Annotated in this window: 20 protein-coding genes; 4 read left to right on the top strand and 16 right to left on the bottom strand. The window is 37.9% G+C overall.

Features of this window, described 5'->3' with window-relative positions:
- Window positions 1–6 precede the first annotated feature (6 nt).
- The 6 genes from LCX93_RS09245 to LCX93_RS09270 form a co-directional block, all read right to left on the bottom strand.
- On the bottom strand, window positions 7–411 hold the full coding sequence (locus LCX93_RS09245) for an ExbD/TolR family protein (RefSeq protein WP_226066015.1): 405 nt from the start codon (window positions 409–411) through the stop codon (window positions 7–9).
- Entirely contained in the window at window positions 408–1,025 is a 618-nt protein-coding gene (locus tag LCX93_RS09250; RefSeq protein ID WP_226066016.1) for a MotA/TolQ/ExbB proton channel family protein, read from the bottom strand. Before LCX93_RS09250 ends, LCX93_RS09245 begins: the two co-directional genes overlap by 4 nt.
- Entirely contained in the window at window positions 1,022–2,332 is a 1,311-nt protein-coding gene (locus LCX93_RS09255; RefSeq protein ID WP_226066020.1) for a MotA/TolQ/ExbB proton channel family protein, read from the bottom strand. The genes LCX93_RS09250 and LCX93_RS09255 overlap by 4 nt, the downstream gene beginning before the upstream one ends.
- Entirely contained in the window at window positions 2,333–3,109 is a 777-nt protein-coding gene (locus LCX93_RS09260) for a DUF3450 family protein (protein ID WP_226066022.1), read from the bottom strand.
- Between the two features lie 133 nt (window positions 3,110–3,242).
- A complete protein-coding gene (locus tag LCX93_RS09265) occupies window positions 3,243–5,399 on the bottom strand; it encodes a beta-helix domain-containing protein (protein ID WP_226066023.1) in 2,157 nt (718 codons plus the stop codon).
- A 169-nt stretch (window positions 5,400–5,568) separates the two neighbouring features.
- On the bottom strand, window positions 5,569–5,925 hold the full coding sequence (locus tag LCX93_RS09270; RefSeq protein ID WP_226066025.1) for a c-type cytochrome: 357 nt from the start codon (window positions 5,923–5,925) through the stop codon (window positions 5,569–5,571).
- Window positions 5,926–5,970: 45 nt separating this feature from the next.
- On the opposite strand from LCX93_RS09270, the gene LCX93_RS09275 reads away from it, so the two are divergent.
- Genes LCX93_RS09275 through LCX93_RS09285 form a run of 3 tightly spaced genes read left to right on the top strand, consistent with a single transcriptional unit; the run spans window position 5,971 to window position 9,582 of the window.
- Window positions 5,971–6,882 carry a VWA domain-containing protein gene (locus tag LCX93_RS09275; RefSeq protein WP_226066027.1) on the top strand — a complete coding sequence of 304 codons (912 nt, stop codon included), beginning with the start codon at window positions 5,971–5,973 and terminating at the stop codon, window positions 6,880–6,882.
- Entirely contained in the window at window positions 6,879–8,450 is a 1,572-nt protein-coding gene (locus tag LCX93_RS09280; protein ID WP_226066028.1) for a vWA domain-containing protein, read from the top strand. Before LCX93_RS09275 ends, LCX93_RS09280 begins: the two co-directional genes overlap by 4 nt.
- Window positions 8,431–9,582, top strand: coding sequence for a hypothetical protein (locus LCX93_RS09285; RefSeq protein ID WP_226066030.1), 1,152 nt, complete (start codon window positions 8,431–8,433; stop codon window positions 9,580–9,582). Before LCX93_RS09280 ends, LCX93_RS09285 begins: the two co-directional genes overlap by 20 nt.
- Here the strand turns inward: LCX93_RS09285 and LCX93_RS09290 are convergent.
- From LCX93_RS09290 to LCX93_RS09335, 10 genes are all read right to left on the bottom strand, one after another.
- Complete coding sequence (locus LCX93_RS09290; RefSeq protein WP_226066032.1) at window positions 9,575–10,036, bottom strand: hypothetical protein; 462 nt, start codon at window positions 10,034–10,036, stop codon at window positions 9,575–9,577. The genes LCX93_RS09285 and LCX93_RS09290 overlap by 8 nt on opposite strands.
- A gap of 7 nt (window positions 10,037–10,043) precedes the next feature.
- Window positions 10,044–10,469, bottom strand: coding sequence for a hypothetical protein (locus LCX93_RS09295; RefSeq protein ID WP_226066033.1), 426 nt, complete (start codon window positions 10,467–10,469; stop codon window positions 10,044–10,046).
- Window positions 10,466–11,566, bottom strand: coding sequence for a 4Fe-4S dicluster domain-containing protein (locus LCX93_RS09300; protein ID WP_226066034.1), 1,101 nt, complete (start codon window positions 11,564–11,566; stop codon window positions 10,466–10,468). The genes LCX93_RS09295 and LCX93_RS09300 overlap by 4 nt, the downstream gene beginning before the upstream one ends.
- The gene (locus tag LCX93_RS09305; protein ID WP_226066036.1) at window positions 11,563–12,213 is read right to left on the bottom strand and encodes a TorD/DmsD family molecular chaperone; all 651 of its coding nucleotides are present in this window, start codon (window positions 12,211–12,213) and stop codon (window positions 11,563–11,565) included. The genes LCX93_RS09300 and LCX93_RS09305 overlap by 4 nt, the downstream gene beginning before the upstream one ends.
- A 78-nt stretch (window positions 12,214–12,291) precedes the next feature.
- On the bottom strand, window positions 12,292–15,567 hold the full coding sequence (locus tag LCX93_RS09310) for a molybdopterin-dependent oxidoreductase (protein WP_226066038.1): 3,276 nt from the start codon (window positions 15,565–15,567) through the stop codon (window positions 12,292–12,294).
- 13 nt (window positions 15,568–15,580) lie between these two features.
- Window positions 15,581–16,504 (bottom strand): NrfD/PsrC family molybdoenzyme membrane anchor subunit, encoded by a 924-nt coding sequence (gene nrfD / locus LCX93_RS09315; RefSeq protein ID WP_226066040.1) that lies wholly within the window; start codon window positions 16,502–16,504, stop codon window positions 15,581–15,583.
- Window positions 16,504–17,139 carry a 4Fe-4S dicluster domain-containing protein gene (locus LCX93_RS09320; RefSeq protein WP_226066047.1) on the bottom strand — a complete coding sequence of 212 codons (636 nt, stop codon included), beginning with the start codon at window positions 17,137–17,139 and terminating at the stop codon, window positions 16,504–16,506. Before LCX93_RS09320 ends, nrfD begins: the two co-directional genes overlap by 1 nt.
- Window positions 17,140–17,384: 245 nt before the next feature.
- Window positions 17,385–18,677, bottom strand: a complete 1,293-nt coding sequence (hisD, locus tag LCX93_RS09325) for a histidinol dehydrogenase (protein ID WP_226066049.1) — start codon at window positions 18,675–18,677, stop codon at window positions 17,385–17,387.
- A complete protein-coding gene (locus LCX93_RS09330) occupies window positions 18,677–19,111 on the bottom strand; it encodes a thioredoxin family protein (RefSeq protein WP_226066051.1) in 435 nt (144 codons plus the stop codon). Before LCX93_RS09330 ends, hisD begins: the two co-directional genes overlap by 1 nt.
- Window positions 19,104–19,619 (bottom strand): shikimate kinase, encoded by a 516-nt coding sequence (locus LCX93_RS09335; protein ID WP_193150289.1) that lies wholly within the window; start codon window positions 19,617–19,619, stop codon window positions 19,104–19,106. The genes LCX93_RS09330 and LCX93_RS09335 overlap by 8 nt, the downstream gene beginning before the upstream one ends.
- Window positions 19,620–19,729: 110 nt before the next feature.
- Between LCX93_RS09335 and LCX93_RS09340 the strand changes: the two genes are divergently transcribed.
- Window positions 19,730–21,040 carry a S41 family peptidase gene (locus tag LCX93_RS09340; protein WP_226066053.1) on the top strand — a complete coding sequence of 437 codons (1,311 nt, stop codon included), beginning with the start codon at window positions 19,730–19,732 and terminating at the stop codon, window positions 21,038–21,040.
- Window position 21,041: the final 1 nt, after the last annotated feature.

Raw genomic sequence — 21,041 nt, forward strand, 5'->3', positions numbered from 1 at the left:
ATTTGTTTATCCCATCTCTTTAGTGGTAGAAACCGCGACATCTTTAGCACCACTTTGGCGTATTTCATCTACAACATTAATGAGAACATTGACTGCAATAGTGTCATCGCTTACAACCAATACCGATTTTTCTGTTGATGCGCGTAAAAGATCTCTGAGTTTGCTCTGTATCGCCCATAATTTTACCGGTTGGTTATCTATATAAATTTCACTGTTATTATCTATATAGACCCGTATAACCTTTGTTGAGGCAAGCGATGCTGATGCTGCTGAAGGACGGTTTAAATCTAATTTCATATCTTTTACAAACGTTGTCGTCACCATAAAAAATATAAGAAGAATAAAAACCATATCTATAAGTGGCGAAACATCAACGCTATCTACGTTTTGGCTTTTTTGTCTAAATCTCATTTTTCATCCTTTGTACTGAGTATGTCCACAATTTGTTCAAATTCAAGTATGAACTGCTCTTCTTTTTTATCTAAAATTTTTCCTATAATTAAACCCGGTACGGCGACAACAAGACCAAGCTCTGTTGTAAACAAAGCTTTTGAAATACCGCCGGCAATAGAGTCTCCCTGTGAGAACATAGAGCTTGACTGCAGTGCGTCAAAAGTTTCAATCATTCCGGCAACAGTTCCCAAAAGTCCTACAAGAGGAGCCAGGATGACTATTGTTTTTACTAAAATGGAATATTTTCCTATTAGTATTATGTATGGAAAAATCGCATCATAAATAAATGCCCGTGGCTTTTTACCAATACTTTGCGCTGTTTTATATGCCTGTATCGAATCAGCTACAACATAGTCTAAAAGACCGGAATATTTTTTTTCGCTACCTCTTTTTTCATGCTTTTCTATAAGACGTCTTACATTGCCACGCGTCCCTCTTTTAAGAGTAAGATAGCGATAACCGATGCCGTACCACAAAAGCAGATTCAGTGCGAAAAGTACCCACATGATGATTCCACCAGAGTTCATAATATTTATGAACTGATTCCAGTAGACTAATATCTCATTCATCATTTTTCTTTATGAACCTCATATTCATTTACGATATGCAGGGCAGCCTGTTCCATAGAATCTTTGATATTCTGTGCCCAACCACTGAGTAAATTTCCTAAAAGCAGTAACGGAATGGCTACTATCAAACCTAACATTGTTGTAACAAGTGCCTCTGAAATACCCCCTGAGAGTAATTTTGGATCTCCCGTACCAAATTCTGTAATGATGTCAAAGGTAGCTATCATACCGGTCACTGTTCCAAGCAGTCCCAGAAGCGGTGCTACAGCAGCCAAAACCAGTACAAAGTTACCAAATCTGTCAATATGGCTTGATTCGTTTAAAATATTTTCTGTTACAATATCTTCTATATGATCTCTGTCTTTGTCTATATTTCGGAGTGTTGCTTTAATGACACGGGCCGTTGAACCTTTATAGCCTTTAATCGCTTCTAGTGCTTCTTGAGGTTTGTTATTTCGAAGTTTTTCTACGACTGTATTTGTAATTTCTTTGACATTGGAACCCGCACGTATCAGAAGTATGGTTCTGATGAGTATAAGCAGTAAGCCTAAAGCACCCAGAATTAAGATGATATATCCAATTGTACCACCGCCCTTAATGGTATCTTCCAAGGTCTTTTCTTTCTTGTACTCTACATCTTTATCAAGATTTTCATAAATAAATATTTTAATATCTTTTCTTGGAGTGCCTTTTGCAAAAGCCAAAGCATCGGCACTGGCATCCTGGTTCCAAATTTTATACTCACCGTTGCCTGCCGGTGCCAAGGCACCCTTTGCTTTGTCAGCAACTCCATATGCTGCGATATTTCCAATTTTAATGATAGTTCCATCTGTTTTTGTACCATCTGTAAGATAGAATTTTCCATTTTCTTTTTCTAAAGAAGAGAGTTGCTTATAAAGATGCGCTCCGTCTACGAAAGCCTTTCTCATGACTTTTAGAATATCTGCATCTTTTTTGTCGTTTACTTCTATATTATACTCTTCAAGAAGTGATTTCGCTTGAATGAGCACACTTGTAATAATCTCTTTATTTGACCTTTTATCATCAAGTTTGACAGAAAGTTTTTGCATTTGATTTTCTAAGTTTTTCTCTTCCTGAGAAAGCTTCACATATCTGTTTTGCAAGTTCTGTACTTTTTGTTTTGTTATGGCCACCTCTTTTGTTTGAAACAATTTCTCTTGGCGCAGTCTTTTTTCAAGTTCTGTTTTTTGTGCTTTTAAAAAAGTAAACTCTTTTTCGTAAGCATCTCTTAATTCATCTGCACTCAACAGTGTTGATAACAGTAAAAACAATGTAAGTAAAATTTTCATTTAGTTGCTCCCTTGTAAAACTAAAGCATTCGGTAATTCAAAGAAACCGGTTTTTATCTGTTTTTGGAGCGCATCAAACAGCGCAACTATTTTTTCTATATCTTTAGGATCAGTTATATGTCTGTAGATATAATTATTATCTTCTTTCACAACATAGCCAACTTCATTGCTCGGCGTAGAAAAGAACAGAGCGACAGAACCGAGTTTTGCTATTTTTGCCAAAACCTGTTTTCCTTTAAAGTCAATCTGCTGTTTAAAGAGTCCTATCTCTTTTGTAATCCTGATAGTGTCGTCATAGCTTGCCCATGTAAGTGCAAGAGCCTTTTCGTTTGTTATAAGGCCCTCATTCATATCCGTTTTAATCTTGTGCAGTGCATTCACTCTTTCTTGCACCATAAAGGGAATTCCCTCTCGTATGGATTTTTCCAATAAAGCAAGTGCATCGAGAACTAAGGGTTTGAGATCTTTGTTCCCGTCAGAAGTCTTTTTGATTTTCTGTTTTATCTTTTCAAGATCATTTTTTGTCAGTTTAATCGCAGTTGCTTTTCTATTAATTTGCGCCTGCAGATCAATAATCTGCATTGACAGAGATTTCATCTCAGAGTTGTATCTCTGTTTGTTTTCTTTGATGTTGGAATAAATTCTTTCAACATCTCCTCGCAATTTAATAATTGATGTTGCAAGCTCTTCATTGGGCGTAGCAGCAGATAGTGGTGCAGATAATAAAGTTGCTGATAAAGCAATTGAATAGATTATCTTTTTATGATAAAAGATCATGTTTTCTCCGTCGTTATAATTAATTTAAGCGAAGAATATCAGAAGTAGGTTTTAGAAAGATTACAGGAAGATTACATAATGGTTACAATGAAAAACAACCAGACATTTAAATGCCTGGTTGTTCTCATAAAGACTAGTTTAATTTATTACCCACACCATTTTCAAAAACAGCCTGAAGATCAGTAGCAGAATCACCAGTAAACTTTAATGGATTGGAGCCGATCAAAGAGACATTCTCAAACGATGTGTTTGCAATGTCTGCATTGTTTCTTGAATGGATAGCACCATATGTGATTGTAGAAGGTAAATCATACATAACCGTACCATTTTTAAAGTGTCCGCCGATACCGTCTTTTTTGAAATAGATTGCACCCTCTTTTGCAGTATTAGCAGCCGAAGAAGCTACATAAATATCAAAGTTATCAAATGTTGCCACAGTATTTCCTGACATTTCAATACCGGAGTTTCCTGTAGTCTGGTGAATTGTAAGATTTGTTACCGTTCCGCTGTATCCGTCATCAATATCGAAGTGATCATCACTACACTCAGAAACATCTACATTTGTAAGGTTGACTGTACCGCCCCAGATCTCTATACAGTCATCATCAGATTTGTTTACTGTGATATTTTCAACAACAGTGCCTGAACCAACACCAACCATAGACAAACCGTTCACCTCTTTATCTACTTCCATAGTAATACCGGAGTTAAGAATTTTTACATTTCTTAAAACACCTGAATTGTCAGCCAAATCTGTAGAATCCGCAGTAAAAGCAGGATTTACTTCATATGGCTGTACTTGAGAATTTCCGGCTTTACCGATAAGTGTCAAACCACCCCATTGACCCCACTCGTCAGCACCACCGTCATAAGCAGTCTCACTCATAAATACAATAGGCTTGTCAAAAGTACCATCAGCAATAATTTTTGCACCTTTATCAATAATCATGTATGATGTAGCTGCACCTGTTCCTGATTTACCAATGATTACAGTTCCCGGCTCGATTGTAAGTGTCGCTCCGTTTGTTACCGTTACAAGACCGTTGAGTCTCCATACTTTGTCTGCTGTTAAAGTCATATCTGCTGTTATGTCTCCTGAAAGATCCGTTTTTGCTACTGTTGCATTCAGTTTATTCGTAGTATCACTTGTAAAAACAGTCTGAAGGTCAGTTGCAGAATTTCCGGCAGGATCTCCATTGAATTTTAATGGGTTGGAACCGATCAAAGAGACATTAGTAAAAGATGTGTTTGCTATATCTGCAGTACCTACTGAATAAACTGCAGCATATGTGGAATTAATATCATAGATAACCGTACCATTTTTAAAGTGTCCGCCGATACCGTCTTTTTTGAAATAGATTGCACCCTCTTTTGCAGTATTAGCAGCCGAAGAAGCTACATAAATATCAAAGTTATCAAATGTTGCCACAGTATTTCCTGACATTTCAATACCGGAGTTTCCTGTAGTCTGGTGAATTGTAAGATTTGTTACCGTTCCGCTGTATCCGTCATCAATATCGAAGTGATCATCACTACACTCAGAAACATCTACATTTGTAAGGTTGACTGTACCGCCCCAGATCTCTATACAGTCATCATCAGATTTGTTTACTGTGATATTTTCAACAACAGTGCCTGAACCAACACCAACCATAGACAAACCGTTCACCTCTTTATCTACTTCCATAGTAATACCGGAGTTAAGAATTTTTACATTTCTTAAAACACCTGAATTGTCAGCCAAATCTGTAGAATCCGCAGTAAAAGCAGGATTTACTTCATATGGCTGTACTTGAGAATTTCCGGCTTTACCGATAAGTGTCAAACCACCCCATTGACCCCACTCGTCAGCACCACCGTCATAAGCAGTCTCACTCATAAATACAATAGGCTTGTCAAAAGTACCATCAGCAATAATTTTTGCACCTTTATCAATAATCATGTATGATGTAGCTGCACCTGTTCCTGATTTACCAATGATTACAGTTCCCGGCTCGATTGTAAGTGTCGCTCCGTTTGTTACCGTTACAAGACCGTTGAGTCTCCATACTTTGTCTGCTGTTAAAGTCATATCTGCTGTTATGTCTCCTGAAAGATCCGTTTTTGTTACTGTTGCAGTGTTCGGTGTTGTTGTATTCGCATCCGGTATTGTTGTGTCTGGAGTTGGTGTTGTTGTGTCTGGAATTGGTGTTGTTGTGTCTGTAGTACCGCCACCACCGCCACCACAACCACTAAAACCGATTGCTGTTGCTGTTACTAAACTAAGTGTTATCAATTTGAACTTGTTCATTGAAGAATCTCCGTAATTAAATTTATGAAATGATATACCTTCATGATTTCAGCAACATAACAATTTAGTAACGATTTGGTTACAGACTCTATTTATGCCGCATTAATGCAATAAAATTAAATGAAAATTCTTCTTGAGTGAGCTTGAAGTCAGAAGTGTCGGGACAGGTTTATGAACCAAACCCGCCCAGTATATCATCCTGTACATCTTCAACAGGAACTTCTTTGTGATTGGAAAGAAAAAAGGACAAATCGTCAATATCCTGATCACTCAGTTTTTTCGCAAACTGAGCCATCATCTGCTGTGAAACACTGCTGGCCTTTCCTGCGCGGAAATCAATTAGTTTCTTTTTCAGGTAGCTGCTTTTTTTGTTTGCAAGTCTCGGGTAGGTACTGCTTCCTTCGGCAGAGGGTCCATGACAACTTGAACAGGCATTGGCAAAGAAAAGCATTTCACCACGATTGTAAGCATCTGAATCTGCATATATTTTCGTTAGCAGGATAACAAATAAAAAAATAAATCTCATTCTCATCTCCTCTTTGCTATAATTGTATCAAAAAGTAGTGACAAATTGAATAATTTTACCTTTGAATATCCTTATGTTTTCATCCTTTTACTTTTGGTAATCTGCATATACAAATGTCCGCTTACGCTCAAAAAAATTATTTTCCCGCACATACATCTCTTTTCAAAAAAAACCTCTTTCATCAACAAGGAAAAACTGCTCTATTCTCTGATTCTCTCTTCTATGATTTTTGCACTTGCCTCACCGATTGTATATGACCAAAAAAGTTCTTCCAAGCGAAAAGGAAGAGATTTGGTTTTTGCTCTTGATACCAGCGGTTCCATGGCAGAAAGCGGTTTCGATCCGGACAATCCGCAAAAAAGAAAATTTGATGCACTCAAAGAACTCTTAGCGTCATTTATATCCAAACGTTACAATGACAATGTCGGTGTAGCAATATTTGGAAGCTATGCCTACCCTGCCATTCCTTTGAGCTATGACATGAAGAGTGTTGCATTTTTACTGGATTTTTTTGATGTGGGCATTGCAGGAGAAAGCACCGCTATTGGAGAAGGACTGGCAACAGCTCTTAAAATACTCAAAAAAGGAAAAGCAAAAGAAAAAGTGATTATTCTAGTGACAGACGGCTATCAGAACAGTGGTGCTGTTTCTGTAAAAGAGGCGGTACAAAGGGCAAAAAAACAGCATGTGAAAATTTATACCATAGGGATAGGAGACACCTCTTCTTTTGATGCCAATCTTCTCAAACTCATAGCAAAAAATACAGGTGCAAAAATGTTTGCGGCTAAAGATGTCAAGATGCTGCAAGAGGTTTATCAGGAAATTGACAAACTCGAACCAAGTGCCATTCGCTCAAAACATTATCTTCATAAACAAAACCTTTTTATCTATCCGCTTACTTTGGCATTGCTCCTGCTGCTGTATCTCATTGCAAAACAGAAAAAGGAAGTTTTATGACACTTTTGTATCCCTGGGTTCTTTCTTTTCTTATTCCACTCTATTTTTACTATAAGAATGATATAAAAGAGACACAGCAAAAGACAAAACGGCAAAAGAACCTGCTCTACCTTTCTCTGTTTTTTATGCTCCTCGCACTCAGCCGACCGGTCATTATAAACAAACCGATCGAGCAAAAATTTGATGCACAGGATTATATTATAGCCCTTGATGCATCCTTTTCAATGCAGGCGGATGATCTGAAGCCAACACGCTATGAAGTGGCAAAAAAAAATATTGCCTCTTTGCTTAGACAACTGAATCAGGATCGGTTCAGTATTTTTGCCTTCACCTCCAATGCCATGCTCATCTCACCGCCGACAACAGACAGTACCATCAGTATGATGGCCCTCAATTCTTTGGCGCCAAAATATATATTAACCAAAGGAACCTCCCTGCTCTCTTTGTTTCAAAGTATTGCCAAGACCTCCTATAAACAAAAAAATCTCATTATTTTCACTGACGGGGGCGAGGACAAAGATCTTGCCAGCCTTGTGAGTATATGCAAGAAAAACAGTATCATCCCTTATATCGTCGCTACTGGTTCAAACAGAGGAACTACGCTTAAAAAAGGCAACAAACCCATTTTGGACAATAATGAAAACCTTGTCATTTCAAGAATAAATCCTCTTTTAAAATCATTGGCGCAGGAATGCGGAGGAAAATATTACGAATTAAACAGTGCAGGCAGAGATGTTGCAAAAGAAATTATTAATGATCTTGCAAAACAAGACACCACAATACAGTCAAGTACAAAAGTACTCAGCTACCAAGAACTTTTTGTTTTTCCTCTTTCTATGGCAATATTGAGTTTTTTTCTTTCTGTGACAAAACTACATCAACTTTTTGTTTTTCTGCCTTTACTCCTGATGCCCTACCCTGTCCATGCAACATCACTGCTTGATTTTTATCATTACAAAAAGGCACAAGCGACATACAAACAAAAACACTATACAGCGGCTGCACAGGAGTTTCTCAAACTCTCTCCCTCCGTAGAGAGCTACTACAACAGTGCGGTCGCGTATTACAAAGCAAAAAACTACAAAAAAGCTGTTGCCCTTTTTTCACAGATTCACTCTCCTAATCCAAAGCTCAAACAAAACATTTTTTACAATCTCGGAAACTGTGCAGTTGCCTTAAAAAAATACAGCAGAGCTAAACAATATTATCAAAAATCATTGGCGCTTGGATTTGACAAAGATACTTTTGACAATCTTATGCTTTTGTACAAACTAGGCCTGCAGGATGAAAAAAAACTCGCACAGATACTTCCAAAAAACAGCAAACAGCAAAAAAAGCAGCCAAAGCAGAAACATACACAGAAAAAAAATACAAATCAAAGCAGTGCATCAAATTCTCAGCAAAAAGCTTCTCAAAAAAGCAGTGGAAGTGGAAAAAACAGCAAAAAGAAAAGGGAGAACCAAAATCTTCTCCATGTAAAGAAGAAAAACAAATCAAAATATAAGCTGGGATACAGAGCTTATGAACTAATAAACAAAGGATATACAAATGAAAAACACCCTTGGTAAGATATTTTTGCTTTTTATACTTTTTGCCGTCTCACTTTTTGGTGCAGGCCAGTTGGCAACCTACAAACTTACAACCAATAAAAAAAGTGTCCATATCAAAGAACCTCTGCTCATTACCTTTCAGGCGGAACAGAAAAACCACAGTGATAATATGTTCTTTTCCTTTAATGTGCAAAAAAGCCCTGACTATGAAGTAAAACTTTTACAAAAAAGTATACAGGACAAAGGCTACCACAACACGAAGACAACCTTTAAGTTTGTTCTTTTTCCCCTCAAGGCAAAAACACTTCATATAAATTTTGATTTTATTATTCGTACCGCCAGTGACAAAGCTGTCAAGCAAAGTTACGTGGATGATCATGATGACAGTATAGCCATCAGCACCTATGATACAAAAATAGCACTCAAACCTTTAACACTCAAGGTGGAAAAATTTAAAAAACATGTTGACCTGGTAGGAGACTTTAAAATCAGCTCTGCAATTGACACCAATGAAATTGAGCAGTACGGGATTGTCAATCTGCATTATATACTCTCCGGTACCGGTTATAAAGAAACCGCATTGAATATCCTCAAAACGCAGATTGAAAATGTAAGCATATTTTCAAAAAGAAAAGATAAACTTTCCAGGCTTACGGAAGATGGGTATATTATCAATACAGAGTATATATATGCCCTCAGCGCAGCAGATGATTTTACAATCCCCTCTTTTGCGTTAGAAGTTTATTCCCCTCGCAAAAACAGCTATTACACCCTCCACACAAAAGCATATAAAGTCAAAGTAAAAAAAATCGATCCTGCACTCTTGTTAGACAAAACGAATGCACCAAAAAAAGAAACCTGGATAAATTTTACGCAGATTAAAACTTTTTTCATATACATACTACTCTTTTTAAGCGGATTTCTTACTGCAAAGTTCAGTCAAAAAAACTTTTTTTCAAAAAAACAAAAGGAAGAATTTGAAGATATTAAAGAAGCTAAAACAGCCAAAGAACTGCTGTTGCTTTTAATTATGCAGTATCCGGGCAAGGGACTGGATGAATATATTGCGAATCTTGAAGAAAATATTCATCAAAAGCATCCCCTCAATCTCAGCAAAATAAAAAAAGAGATACTCAGAAAACTTAGGTAAAAAACTCGATATAGACCTTGTCAAGATATTTTTTTGCTTTTTCAGCTTTTTGGATTTTTGGTTCAAAAATCTCTTTCATTGCCGGGTAATTTTGCACATATTCATTGTATAAAGCACATTTCATATCCATATGTTTTTTAAACTGATCCACAACAGCAAGCATATCTTCGGGTGTAGCAATCCACTGCATAAAATTTTTAAACATTCTCTCACGAACATCTATTGCAAAAGATTCTCCCAGTTCAGCAGCTATGCGTTTTAAATCCCATCTTGAAAAATAGATACCGCTTTTTGCCGGAGGCATAATCTCTGCATAAATGGCCTTTAAATAGTCTGGATAGTCTTCATATTCATCTTCTGCACAACTTCCGTCATCACAGGCAGCCTGCATTGCCTGTTTTTGCATCATTTCAAATTCGTTTCTTAATTCATTTAAATCTTTTATATCCATCATTATCTTCCTATCTTATATATTTTTCAAATATTTCTTTTGCTAAAGCTTCTCCAAGCAATGTATTGTTTTTCTCAAGATACGTTCCGATCAGTCGCTCACCGTCTCTTAGAACAAAATCACACTTGTTATACACCTGTACAAATTCATCTGCTTCGTCCAACAGTTCTACTGCACTCTCCTGGTATTCCTTTGATATATATGCTCCGTTAACATGGGATTTTTTCATATTTGAAAGTGTATAATAAAAATCATCTTCACGTATATTCATCGGTATCATCATGGCATCGGCATTATTTGCTTTTATCTCTTTGTTGAGTAAAACAAACAGTCTGTTTGGACTGGCATGTTCAGCAATAAGCCCAAAGAGTTTTGTCTCTTTTTTAATCCCGTCATCAGCATTCATTGTCTCAACTTCTGCCATTCTTTCACTCATTGTATCCCCCATAGTTCTTTTGCTTCTTCTTCTTCAATCCTGCATCTGTTACAGATTTTCTCTCCACCCTGATAGGCAAAAAAGTTCCCGCATTCATCACATCTTTTAATGTCAAAACGCACCAAAGTCTCAATTTTCGGTTCAAAAAAAGTGCTGAGCGAAAATGTTTTTCTCAGCGTTAAAGCATTTGGTTCACAAACATCATGACAGCTGTGACACTGTACACAGGCAAGCGGATTAAAATCAATTTTACTGCCTCTGTGATCTGAGCTTAGAGCACCGGTTGGACAAATTCTGTAACACATCTGACAATTGGTACATGTAATCTCATCCAGATCCTTTTGTGAAACAAATGAGATGTCCTCTACAGAAATCGTATGATACATTTCGGGCACTTTGGCACGTTTCATAGCCATAAGCAGCAGACTTCGCCTGTCCGGTATAGTCTTCTCTTTTATTTTCATGATATCTTTTGCTGTAACTGTATGTCTCTTTACGTTCGTATCACTCGCATCAACTTCATTTTCCAGTTGCTGTTTGATAGATATTGCAGTTTTGACACCCTCTTTTGAGAGCAGTTTACGCCGGCTTAAAGTATCACTTTCTTTTTTTCTTTCAAAATTCAATGCTGCAACACTCAGGCTTTTTTCCTGTTGCATCGCTTCAAGCAGGAAATTCACTTCCTCTGCTCTGTTGTTTATAACAGCAAGATTTGTTTTTGCTATTTCACACTCGCCACAGGGTCCCACATCCAGAGTGATTTTTTCTGCAGATATCAATGCAAGACTCAACAACTCTTCAATACTCAATGAGGCTATACAGGGAAAATTTTCATCTTTACATGTAAGCACACTCTTTTCATCTTCCAAAAACTGGAAAATATAATTCATTGGGTTAAAATCATCCAGTGTATATGCCGCAGTAGGGCAAACCGCATCACAGCCTCCACAGCCTACACATTCACTCGGTGTGAAGGAGATTGTAGAGTTTTCCAGATGAATTGTTTGGACAGGGCATGCAGTTACACATTTGTCACATATTGCAAACTTGTTTGAAGTATGCACACATTTGCTGACATCTAAAGTTAAAAGACTCATGCTTGGTGATTGTATCCGCTGTTTTTTAATTCTGTGAGGTATTCAAAGTCACTCATAAGGAACTCCAAAGCCAAATCAGCCGCATCAAAATAAAAAGCCGTGCCTGCCTCACTTTTCACATTGAGCAGATACATTGGTGCCCACTCTAAAATATGGTCTCGCATAAAACCGTACTGAATTTGTGCTATCTCCTGTGCCACTTTGGAATTACCCTCTTCAAGTGCCTTTAGCTCTGCTCTGCAGAGTTCATACATAAATTCCAGCTCAATCGCTATATGATCTGCCGCCATAACACGTGCCTTGTCAAGCTGTACATTAAATTCAAAAGCATTAAAAATAGCCTGTACAGGGTTGTCTCCACCTGTTTCAAGCATCTGGTCATCTCTCGTGTAAAACGATTCATACGGAATAAGATGCAGTAGGAAAAGGTTAGTAAAATCAACATTCAAATATCTTTCTATCAAATCTTTTGAATCAAGCTCTTTTCTTTTTTTCCATTCTTTGAATGTTGGAAAGAAAGAGAGCATATTTTCGTCTACTTCTATTGATTTTAATAGCCCTTCATCAATTTCACTCATCATAATTCTTGAGATAAGTGCATACAAATTTATTCTTGCAGTCTGCTCTTGTTTTAAATCATTATTCATTAAAAATGTGCCTTTTGGAAATTTTCTTATTATAGAAGTATAGTAAAGCCACACTTGAAGTGGGCTTTAACTTTGTTGTTAAACGTCTTTAATATTAAACTCGTAAGCCTTCTGGCTTGGTTTTACCGGACGTTTCATATGATATGGACGGCGTAGTTTGTCTGCTGCAGTCAACGGACGAGTCAATTGATCTCTCCATGCCTGATAGACTTTAAAGTTGTTTTCGTAGTTAACTTTAATATCACCTATCTTGTCATCAGCACCTGCTTTGGTAATGATAACTTTTTGGTGCCAGCCATGGTTTCCTGCAATAGGATCCGGATGACAAGGCGCAACAGCATTCTGCCATGCACCACTGAGACCATCCCACCAGATATTATCAAGATCTTTATTGTACTCTTTAAACTGCCATGCCTCATGTGGTTTGATACCCTCAGTCGGTTTCATTGTTCCGACTTTTCCGTCATCAGTCATTTCATACTTAGGAGAACCTAAGCTCATAATGCCTAACTGATGCTCAAAACCTGGAATAGTTACAGAGTCTTTAAGTTTCCAACGACCGGCATGGTGTGAACATGCAAGAACACCAGGACGTGTTGCTTCAGTTGGTACAGCCATTGCAATAAAATAACCGCTTTTGATACCCGTAAGCGTATCCTGAATTTGAACCTTAATCGCATCACCACGTTTAATACCGAGTTTTTCGGCATCTTTTGTATAAATCCAGACAGGATTATGGTTTTGCGAAATCTCCATCAAGTGTTTAGAGTTCACAGAACGCGTGTGAATATTGTATGGCAGACGATAAATCGTATTTAATGCAAACTCGTTATCCGCTTTCATGTGTTTGTGGTGTACTTGTGTTACAAGGTGAACCATTTTATCACTCTCTGCATCATTTCTCGGATAGATTGGAATCGCATATTCAGGCCATTTCCACTCATCAGCCAACCATTCAGAGAAGAACTCAAGCTTTTTACTCAATGTATGAAAACCTTCACGAAGTTCTCCGTCTATTTCACCACCGATAGATTTCTTGAAATTGCCATCCTGTACCCATAATGTACCGAACTTATCTTTAGTCACTTCATCTTTTGAGTATTTGTGACCGTGTGCATGGTAATGTGTTCCGTCAAATTCAACCTCTTCTTCTTGTGGCTTATATACATCAGTTTTCTCTGTCCAAGCGCCATGATCTCTCATATAGCTGTAAACAGGGAACTCTTCACCTTTGTATAATTTTGTTGCCTGAGCTTTTAGTTTTGGTAAAAGGCTCATAGCAGCATCAAAATACTCAGGTACTGTAACCGCACGAGACGGATCTTTTTTACTTGCCCAGTATTTTCTGATTCCCAATGAACCATCTGGATCTACATAATCTACGATTAGATTTGGCCAGAATTCACTCTCTTCCCATACTTCACCCAGACCGAATTTCATGTGTGCTTCAAGTGTAGCACGTTCAGGTCTTTTTGCTTTCCACCCTGATTTTTCAGCAGCAACACGAAGAACAGCCTGACGGAATTCTATACGCTGTTCCGGTTTTGAAGGTGTTGACTGTTGATCATTTCTTTCACCCGCTAGTCCAACAGGCAGTACATAATCACAGTACCAGTTTGTTTCAGACCAGGTAGGAGACAGGTTAAATGACAATTCAAACTTATCTTCACGCTTGAGTGCTTCTATCCATCTGAATCCATCCGGATTAATCCATAAAGGATTGTGCATTCTTGGAACATAAACAGCCATAGATTTAGGAATCTTCAGTCCGCGTTTTGTCCATTTTTCATGCCATGCGTCATCCATCATGATTTGTGGCATCATATAACCCATTTCGTATGTTGAAATAGGATACTCCGGCGGCCATGCAATTTCATTCCATGCATCAGTTTTTTCAGGGTGCTTCCCTGCAACTGTGGCTTTGTCACCTTTTCCTGCAACTGAAATTTCATGCCAGTGGTGCATACCTACTCCACCGATATCTCCACGCATAGCTCCGACAAAAACAAGAGGAAGGAAACCTGCACGTGTATTCATCCAGCCACCACGGTGACCAATCGGTCCTGCACGCCAAAGGTATGTAGCAACTTTAGCTCCTGCAGGTACAAACATTTCCCACAGTTCATCTAACTTATATTCCATACCTTCAAGTTTACACTCTTTAACAACAAACTCTTTTGTATACGGAGCATACAACTCTTTTGCCACTTCAATAAAAGACTCGTAACTGTCGTCTTTTGGCATTTTCGAAATATAACCGTAACCAATCATCTTTTGAAGATAATCTTTGTTGGCCATCAGTCTGTCCCAGTTAACCCACTCTTTTACAAATTCATGATTCACAATATCCGAACCGTCTTTTTTCTTTTCATTTAAAATACGATTTGTCAGATATAAATAAAGTGCTGCTTCTGTTCCCGGCCAACATGGAATCCATAAATCTGCCATACCTGCAGAGTTACTCATACGAGGATCAATAACAACCATTTTTGCACCGCGTTTACGCGCTTCTGCAATCAAACCTGCTGATTGTTGAAAGTAGTGACCTGCATCTGCTGCATGTGATGACTGTAAAAATATCAGATCTGCATTTGCCCAGTCTGGTGAATTTCTGTCATCATTTGCCCATTGGATAGTTCCCTGACGGGCTCCTGCAGAACAAATGTTTGTATGTGAATTGTATCCGTCAATTCCTAGCGACTGTGGTACACGCGGACCAAAACCATTTTCGTTTGGACGACCGACATGATACATGATAGATTTTTTGGAAATCTCATCACCTTTTGCAAGTGTGTCATGCATCTTCTTACCAATGGCAGCCATAGCTTCATCCCATGTTACACGAACCCATTTTCCTTCACCACGTTTGGAACCTGGAGCTCTCTTAATCGGGAACGGAATACGGTCCGGATCATACATTTGAGATGTTACAGCATACCCTTTGGCACAGTTTCTACCGCGAGAACCTGTGTGTAACGGGTTACCCATATATTTTCTTACTGTCATAGTGTCTTTGTTGACCCATGCAGTCAGACCACAACCTGCTTCACAGTTTGAACAAACTGTAGGAACAATTGTATAATTGTTTACCTGGATACCGTCAGGATTGTCGGCAGATCGGACTCCATGGCGTTCGATACCACCACGTTTCCAGTCATCTCCGTCAAGCTCCGCAAAATTGTCCCACTCTGATTGGTCAGGATAAAAAGAAATTGTATCAGGAGTGTTTGTAAACTTACTTTGGCTAACAGATTCGGCAATTGCATCCGTTGCAAATACCCCTTTAGCAATAGCTACACCAGCTACGCTGAATGCAGCACCTTTTAAAAATGTTCTTCTACTTTGTAAATACATTTATACTTTCTCCTTAACTCATTGGTAATAATTGTGGAATAACTAGCCAAACATGTTTAACTACCCACAGACCTACGATAGCCAAAATAGCTGCGAGGTTTAAAAGACTGCTACTGTTACTTACTCGTGAAAGTGCAACCAGTATCATTGGTAAAATATATGCAACCCACTGTCCAATCCAGAACATTGTAGCATACTCACCGTCACCTTTAACATAGCCTAAGATTGCCGCAACTTCTTCAGCTTTCATAGCACCGAAAATGTACTCTGACATATAAATGATAAAGGCCATTAAAGCACTTAATCCTAAAATCGCTCCAAAGAAATTTTTCGTTTCATCGCTTAATTTAGAACCACCGAGAAGGATAATTGCCGCAGAACCCGAAAGTGTTGCTGCCAAAATCATTTGTGCTGATTCTGTCGGCATCTGCCATAATTCTCGTGCTGTTGCTTCAGCCATAATACCGGCAGTATACAGTGTTACAGGAATAGCTAGCAGTGTTACCCAGAACAGTGTCTTGTCAAAGAAAGCCGTAGGCTGCTTTGTCAATATACATTTTTCTTTTCTTATCATTACTGCAATCATAACAAATTCTAAACCTACAAACAGAGTTGCCATCCAAGCACCGACTGTAATTGCTGATGTCCAGTGAGGATAAAAGAATATATGCCACATTCTCCACATTTGGTGCAGATCCAACCATGTGAAAACCAGGAAAATATTCATAAAGATAAAAGAAGCAATCATAACAGGCGTTCTCAGCCCGTTCATTTCACTCGGATTTTTCTTCAATAACAAGAAAAGCATAAATACCAGACCGGTACCGATACTTTTTGCCCACATATTCATTGTTACATACCAACCCCAGAATATATCAGGAATTGCAACATCTAGAGTTACTACAGCATTTGTTGCTGCTAAAGTTTCATGTACCATTAGTGATGCCCCCCTAGTGGAAGTGTTGTAATATTGTTAAACAGGTTATACCCTTCTTCTCTTCTTGATGCAAGAGGATTAAGACTCGCTTGCCCTGCTCCGACATAATAGTGATGAGGATTTGTTCCCTTCTCAGGTTTACGAACCTGTACATCTCTGTGTTCTTGAATATATTTTGAAATATTTGAAGAAGGATCTTCCAAGTCACCAAAAATATTTGCTTCAACAGGACATGCAACTACACAGGCCGGCATCATAGATGATGCTATACGGTGTGCACAGTATGTACACTTGTCAGCAGTCTGTGTTTCAGGATCAATGTATATTGCACCGTACGGACAGGCCATAACACAACCTGCACATCCGATACATCTTTCTTTATCAATATTTACTATACCATTGTCTATATAATGTAATGCACTTACCGGACAAATTCTCTCACACGGTGCATTTTCACAATGATTACATCTAAGAGGGGTGAATGTTCTTTTTGTTTCCGGGAAAGTTCCCACATCTACATATTTAACACGAAGTCTCCATGTACTCAGTGGAACTTCATTTTCCACTTTACATGCGATCTCACAACCTTTACAACCCATACACAGGTGTAAATCAACTAGGAAACCTAATTGCATATATTCTCCTTTGGCCTTTAGTGGCTTATATTAAGATTTATAACTACGACTTATCAACATTAAAAGAAACCCTTATGCACGGCATTTCAGGCTTTTTTTACTGTAGATATATTAACGCACAAACCTTAAAGAAGTTATAAAAGAGTGATATATTTTTGATAATTTTTTTCTCGTGGGTATATCTGGGAAAGTTATATTTCAAAGATTTATATTAGTTATAAAATAAACTTTATAACTAATACATTTTATTTATTTAGGCGCACACGTACAGATTCTTCGTGTGCTGTCAAGCCTTCTGTATTTGCAATCAATGCACATTCTTTGCCTATTTCATTTATAGCATTTTGACTAAATGAAATGATAGAACTTTTTTTCATAAAGTTTTCTACCCCAAGTGGTGAATAGAACTTAGCGGTGCCACCAGTTGGCAATGTATGGTTTGGTCCTGCAACATAATCACCGATGGCTTCTGGTGTATTGTGACCTAAAAATATTGCTCCGGCATGTTTAATGTATGGCAAGAGTTCAAACGGACTCATTGTTGCAACTTCAAGGTGTTCAGGGGCTATTTTGTTCATCAAATAAATCGCCTCATTCATATCTTTTGTCACAATGATTGCGCCACGCTCTTCTATGGATTTTCTTGCAATTTCTTGACGAGGCAGTTTTATAAGCCATGCTTCAATTTCATCTTTTACACTATCAGCCAGTTTTTGTGATGGTGTGATTAATATAGAACTCGCCATTTCATCATGTTCTGCTTGAGAGAGCAAGTCTATCGCCAAGTGATTTGCATTAGCACTCTCATCAGCCAAAATACCTATTTCACTCGGTCCTGCTATCATATCTATGTTTACTTCACCAAAAACCATTTTTTTAGCAGTGGCAACAAAAATATTTCCAGGCCCTGTGATAACATCAACTTTTGGAATTGTCTCTGTACCATAAGCCATAGCTGCAATCGCACTTGCTCCTCCGACTTTATACACTTCACTCACACCACAAAGGTGACAAGCCGCTAACAACAGCTCATTTGGTTCATTCTCAGGTGTCGGTGTACACACGATAATATTTTCAACGCCTGCCACCTGAGCAGGAATCACATTCATCAAAAGTGATGATGGATATGCTGCTTTGCCTCCTGGAATATAGAGCCCTGCACTATCAACCGGAGTTACTTTCTGCCCCAAAATTGTTCCATTTTCTTCCGTATCAAACCATGATTTTGGTTTTTGTTTTTCATGATATGCTTTGATGCGATCATATGCCAGATGCAATGCATCTTTTAATGCTTTATCAATATTTTCATAAGCTTTTTGCATAGATTCTGTCGAAATTTTCAAATCTTCATCATTTTTTGGCGTCCAATTGTCAAACTTGCTGATATGTGATCGCAAAGCCAGATTTTTATCTGTTTTGATATCTTCGATAATATCACTTACTATGCCACTTACATGGGCAATATCCATCTTTCCGCGCGCTAAAAGTTCTTCAAACTTTCCATCAAAATCATTATCACTCGACTTTACAAATATCATTACTTCTTCACTCTCTTTTGGTTTGTATTAAATTCTTTTTGCACTATCTCTAATGCCTGTAAAAACACATCTTTTTTTGCATATCCCAAAAGTGGCTGAAACATTGGATCACCGTTTGGTAACAAAAACCATATTCCCGGAAGGCCCGGAGTATTTTGTGCCAGTACAGCCGGAATATAATCTCTTTTGTCCGTCCATGAACGTACAGCAATAAAATTTTTATTTATCTTCTGCACAACTTTTTCATCTTTAAGTGTTGTTTTATCAAGAAGCAGACAATATTTACAAGAGTGACTTGAAATAATAAAAAGCACAGGCTTATGCTCTTTTTGTGCCTGAGCCATCCCTTCTTGATAATTTTTTGCCCAGTGTATCTCATCAGCCATCAAAGATGTTGTGAGTACAAATGCCAGTACCAATAATAATTTACCCATGTTTTTTTACCTTTTTTAAGAGTTCTTTTGCACATTCCTGTGCTGATTTTTCAGTAACATCTATGATGATATCCGCCAACTTCAGATACTGAGGTCGTCGTTCATCATAAAGTTTTTTTGCTTTTTTCAAATCAGCAAGCAACGGTCTTTTTTTCAACTTTCTTTTTGCATTGGGGTGTTCTTTTAATCGTTTAATGATAGCATCAAAAGGAGAATCCAATAGAACAATTGTACCTATTTTTTGTAAATTAGTCTGTTTATAGAAACCGCCGCCGGTAGAAATGAGTGTATCATGCACACTTGTTTCCAGCCATTTTGCAACCCGTTTTTCCAGTTTTCTAAAATACTCTTCACCGTTTTCTTCAAATATCTTTTTAATTTTTCGGTTCTCCATACTTTCTATAATGTCGTCAGTGTCTATCGTCATATACGAAGAATATTTGAGCGCTTCACGCGCTATACTTCCTTTGCCTACACCCATGAAACCTATCAGTACAATGTTTTTCATTTGATATCCCATACAAATTTAAAATGATTTTATCATATTTAGCATAAAAGTTTTCCATTTATCAACTGTTGGTATAATATCTTCTTTAAAAAATCAACAGTAGGTTTATTATGAAAAACAAAAAGTTTATCACTCTAGGGTTTGCATCGGTTGCGACATCAATAGCGCTTATGTTTTCTTCTTCTTTATTTGCAGAAAGTTCCATAAAAGATGCCCAGGCTTCTAGACTTCAGGCTTTGGAGAAATTCACAAAAGTCATCAGCATAGTACAACAATATGATGTTGATGATGTAACGATAGAAGAGCTTATAGACAAAGCCCTTGACGGTATGATGAAAAATCTTGATGCCCATTCAAATTATCTGACAGAAAAAGATTACAAACGATTAAAAGTACAGACAGAAGGTGAATTTGGCGGTCTGGGAATTACTGTTGGTATGAAAGACGGTGCACTCACAGTTATCTCTCCTATTGACGGAACACCGGCAGATAAAGCAGGGCTCAAGGCAGGGGATATAATTTTAAAAATTGATGACAAATCTACTATTGGCATGACCATAGATGAAGCGGTATCCCTTATGCGGGGAAAAGTCGGAGAACCTATTGATTTACTCATAGTCAGAGAGGGAGAACTCAAGCCTCTTTCTATCCATATTGTCCGTGATATAATCAAAATAGAATCTGTACACGCAAAAGTAATTAATAATGATATTTTATACATACGCGTTGCCAGTTTTGACAAAAAAGTTGTAGAAGATGTTGCAAAAGAGATAAATAAACGCAAAGCTTCCACGAAGGGTATTATTTTAGATTTAAGAAACAATCCCGGCGGATTACTCGACCAGGCAGTAGGTCTGGTTGACTCTTTTGTCGACAGCGGAGTGATAGTTTCCCAAAAAGGAAGACGAAAAATTGAAAACAAAACCTACAGCGCTCATGCTTCAAACACTGTTACAAAGGTTCCTTTGGTTGTTTTAATCAATGGTGGAAGTGCCAGTGCCAGTGAGATTGTCAGTGGTGCCCTGCAAGACCACAAACGCGCTGTGCTCGTAGGAGAAAATACTTTTGGAAAAGGAAGTGTACAGGTTGTTCTGCCTATTACAAAAACTGAAGCGATAAAACTCACTATTGCCAGATACTATCTCCCAAGCGGAAGAACTATTCAGGCCGTGGGCGTGAAGCCTGACGTAGTCGTTATTCCAGGTGAGCTTAAAACACATAAAAATGAGTTTGCCATAAAAGAAGCAGACCTGAAAAAGCACCTGCAGGAAGAACTTGAAAAAGTTGACGGGAAAAAAGAAGAGACTAAAGAAGATAAAAAAGATAAAAAAGATATAATTACGCCAGAAATGCTCAACAAAGACATTCAACTCAAAGAGGCCGTTGACATCATAAAAGCTCTTGTTATAATGAAAGGATAAA

This window comes from Sulfurimonas sp. SWIR-19 (assembly GCF_020410885.1).
Classification (GTDB): domain Bacteria; phylum Campylobacterota; class Campylobacteria; order Campylobacterales; family Sulfurimonadaceae; genus Sulfurimonas; species Sulfurimonas sediminis.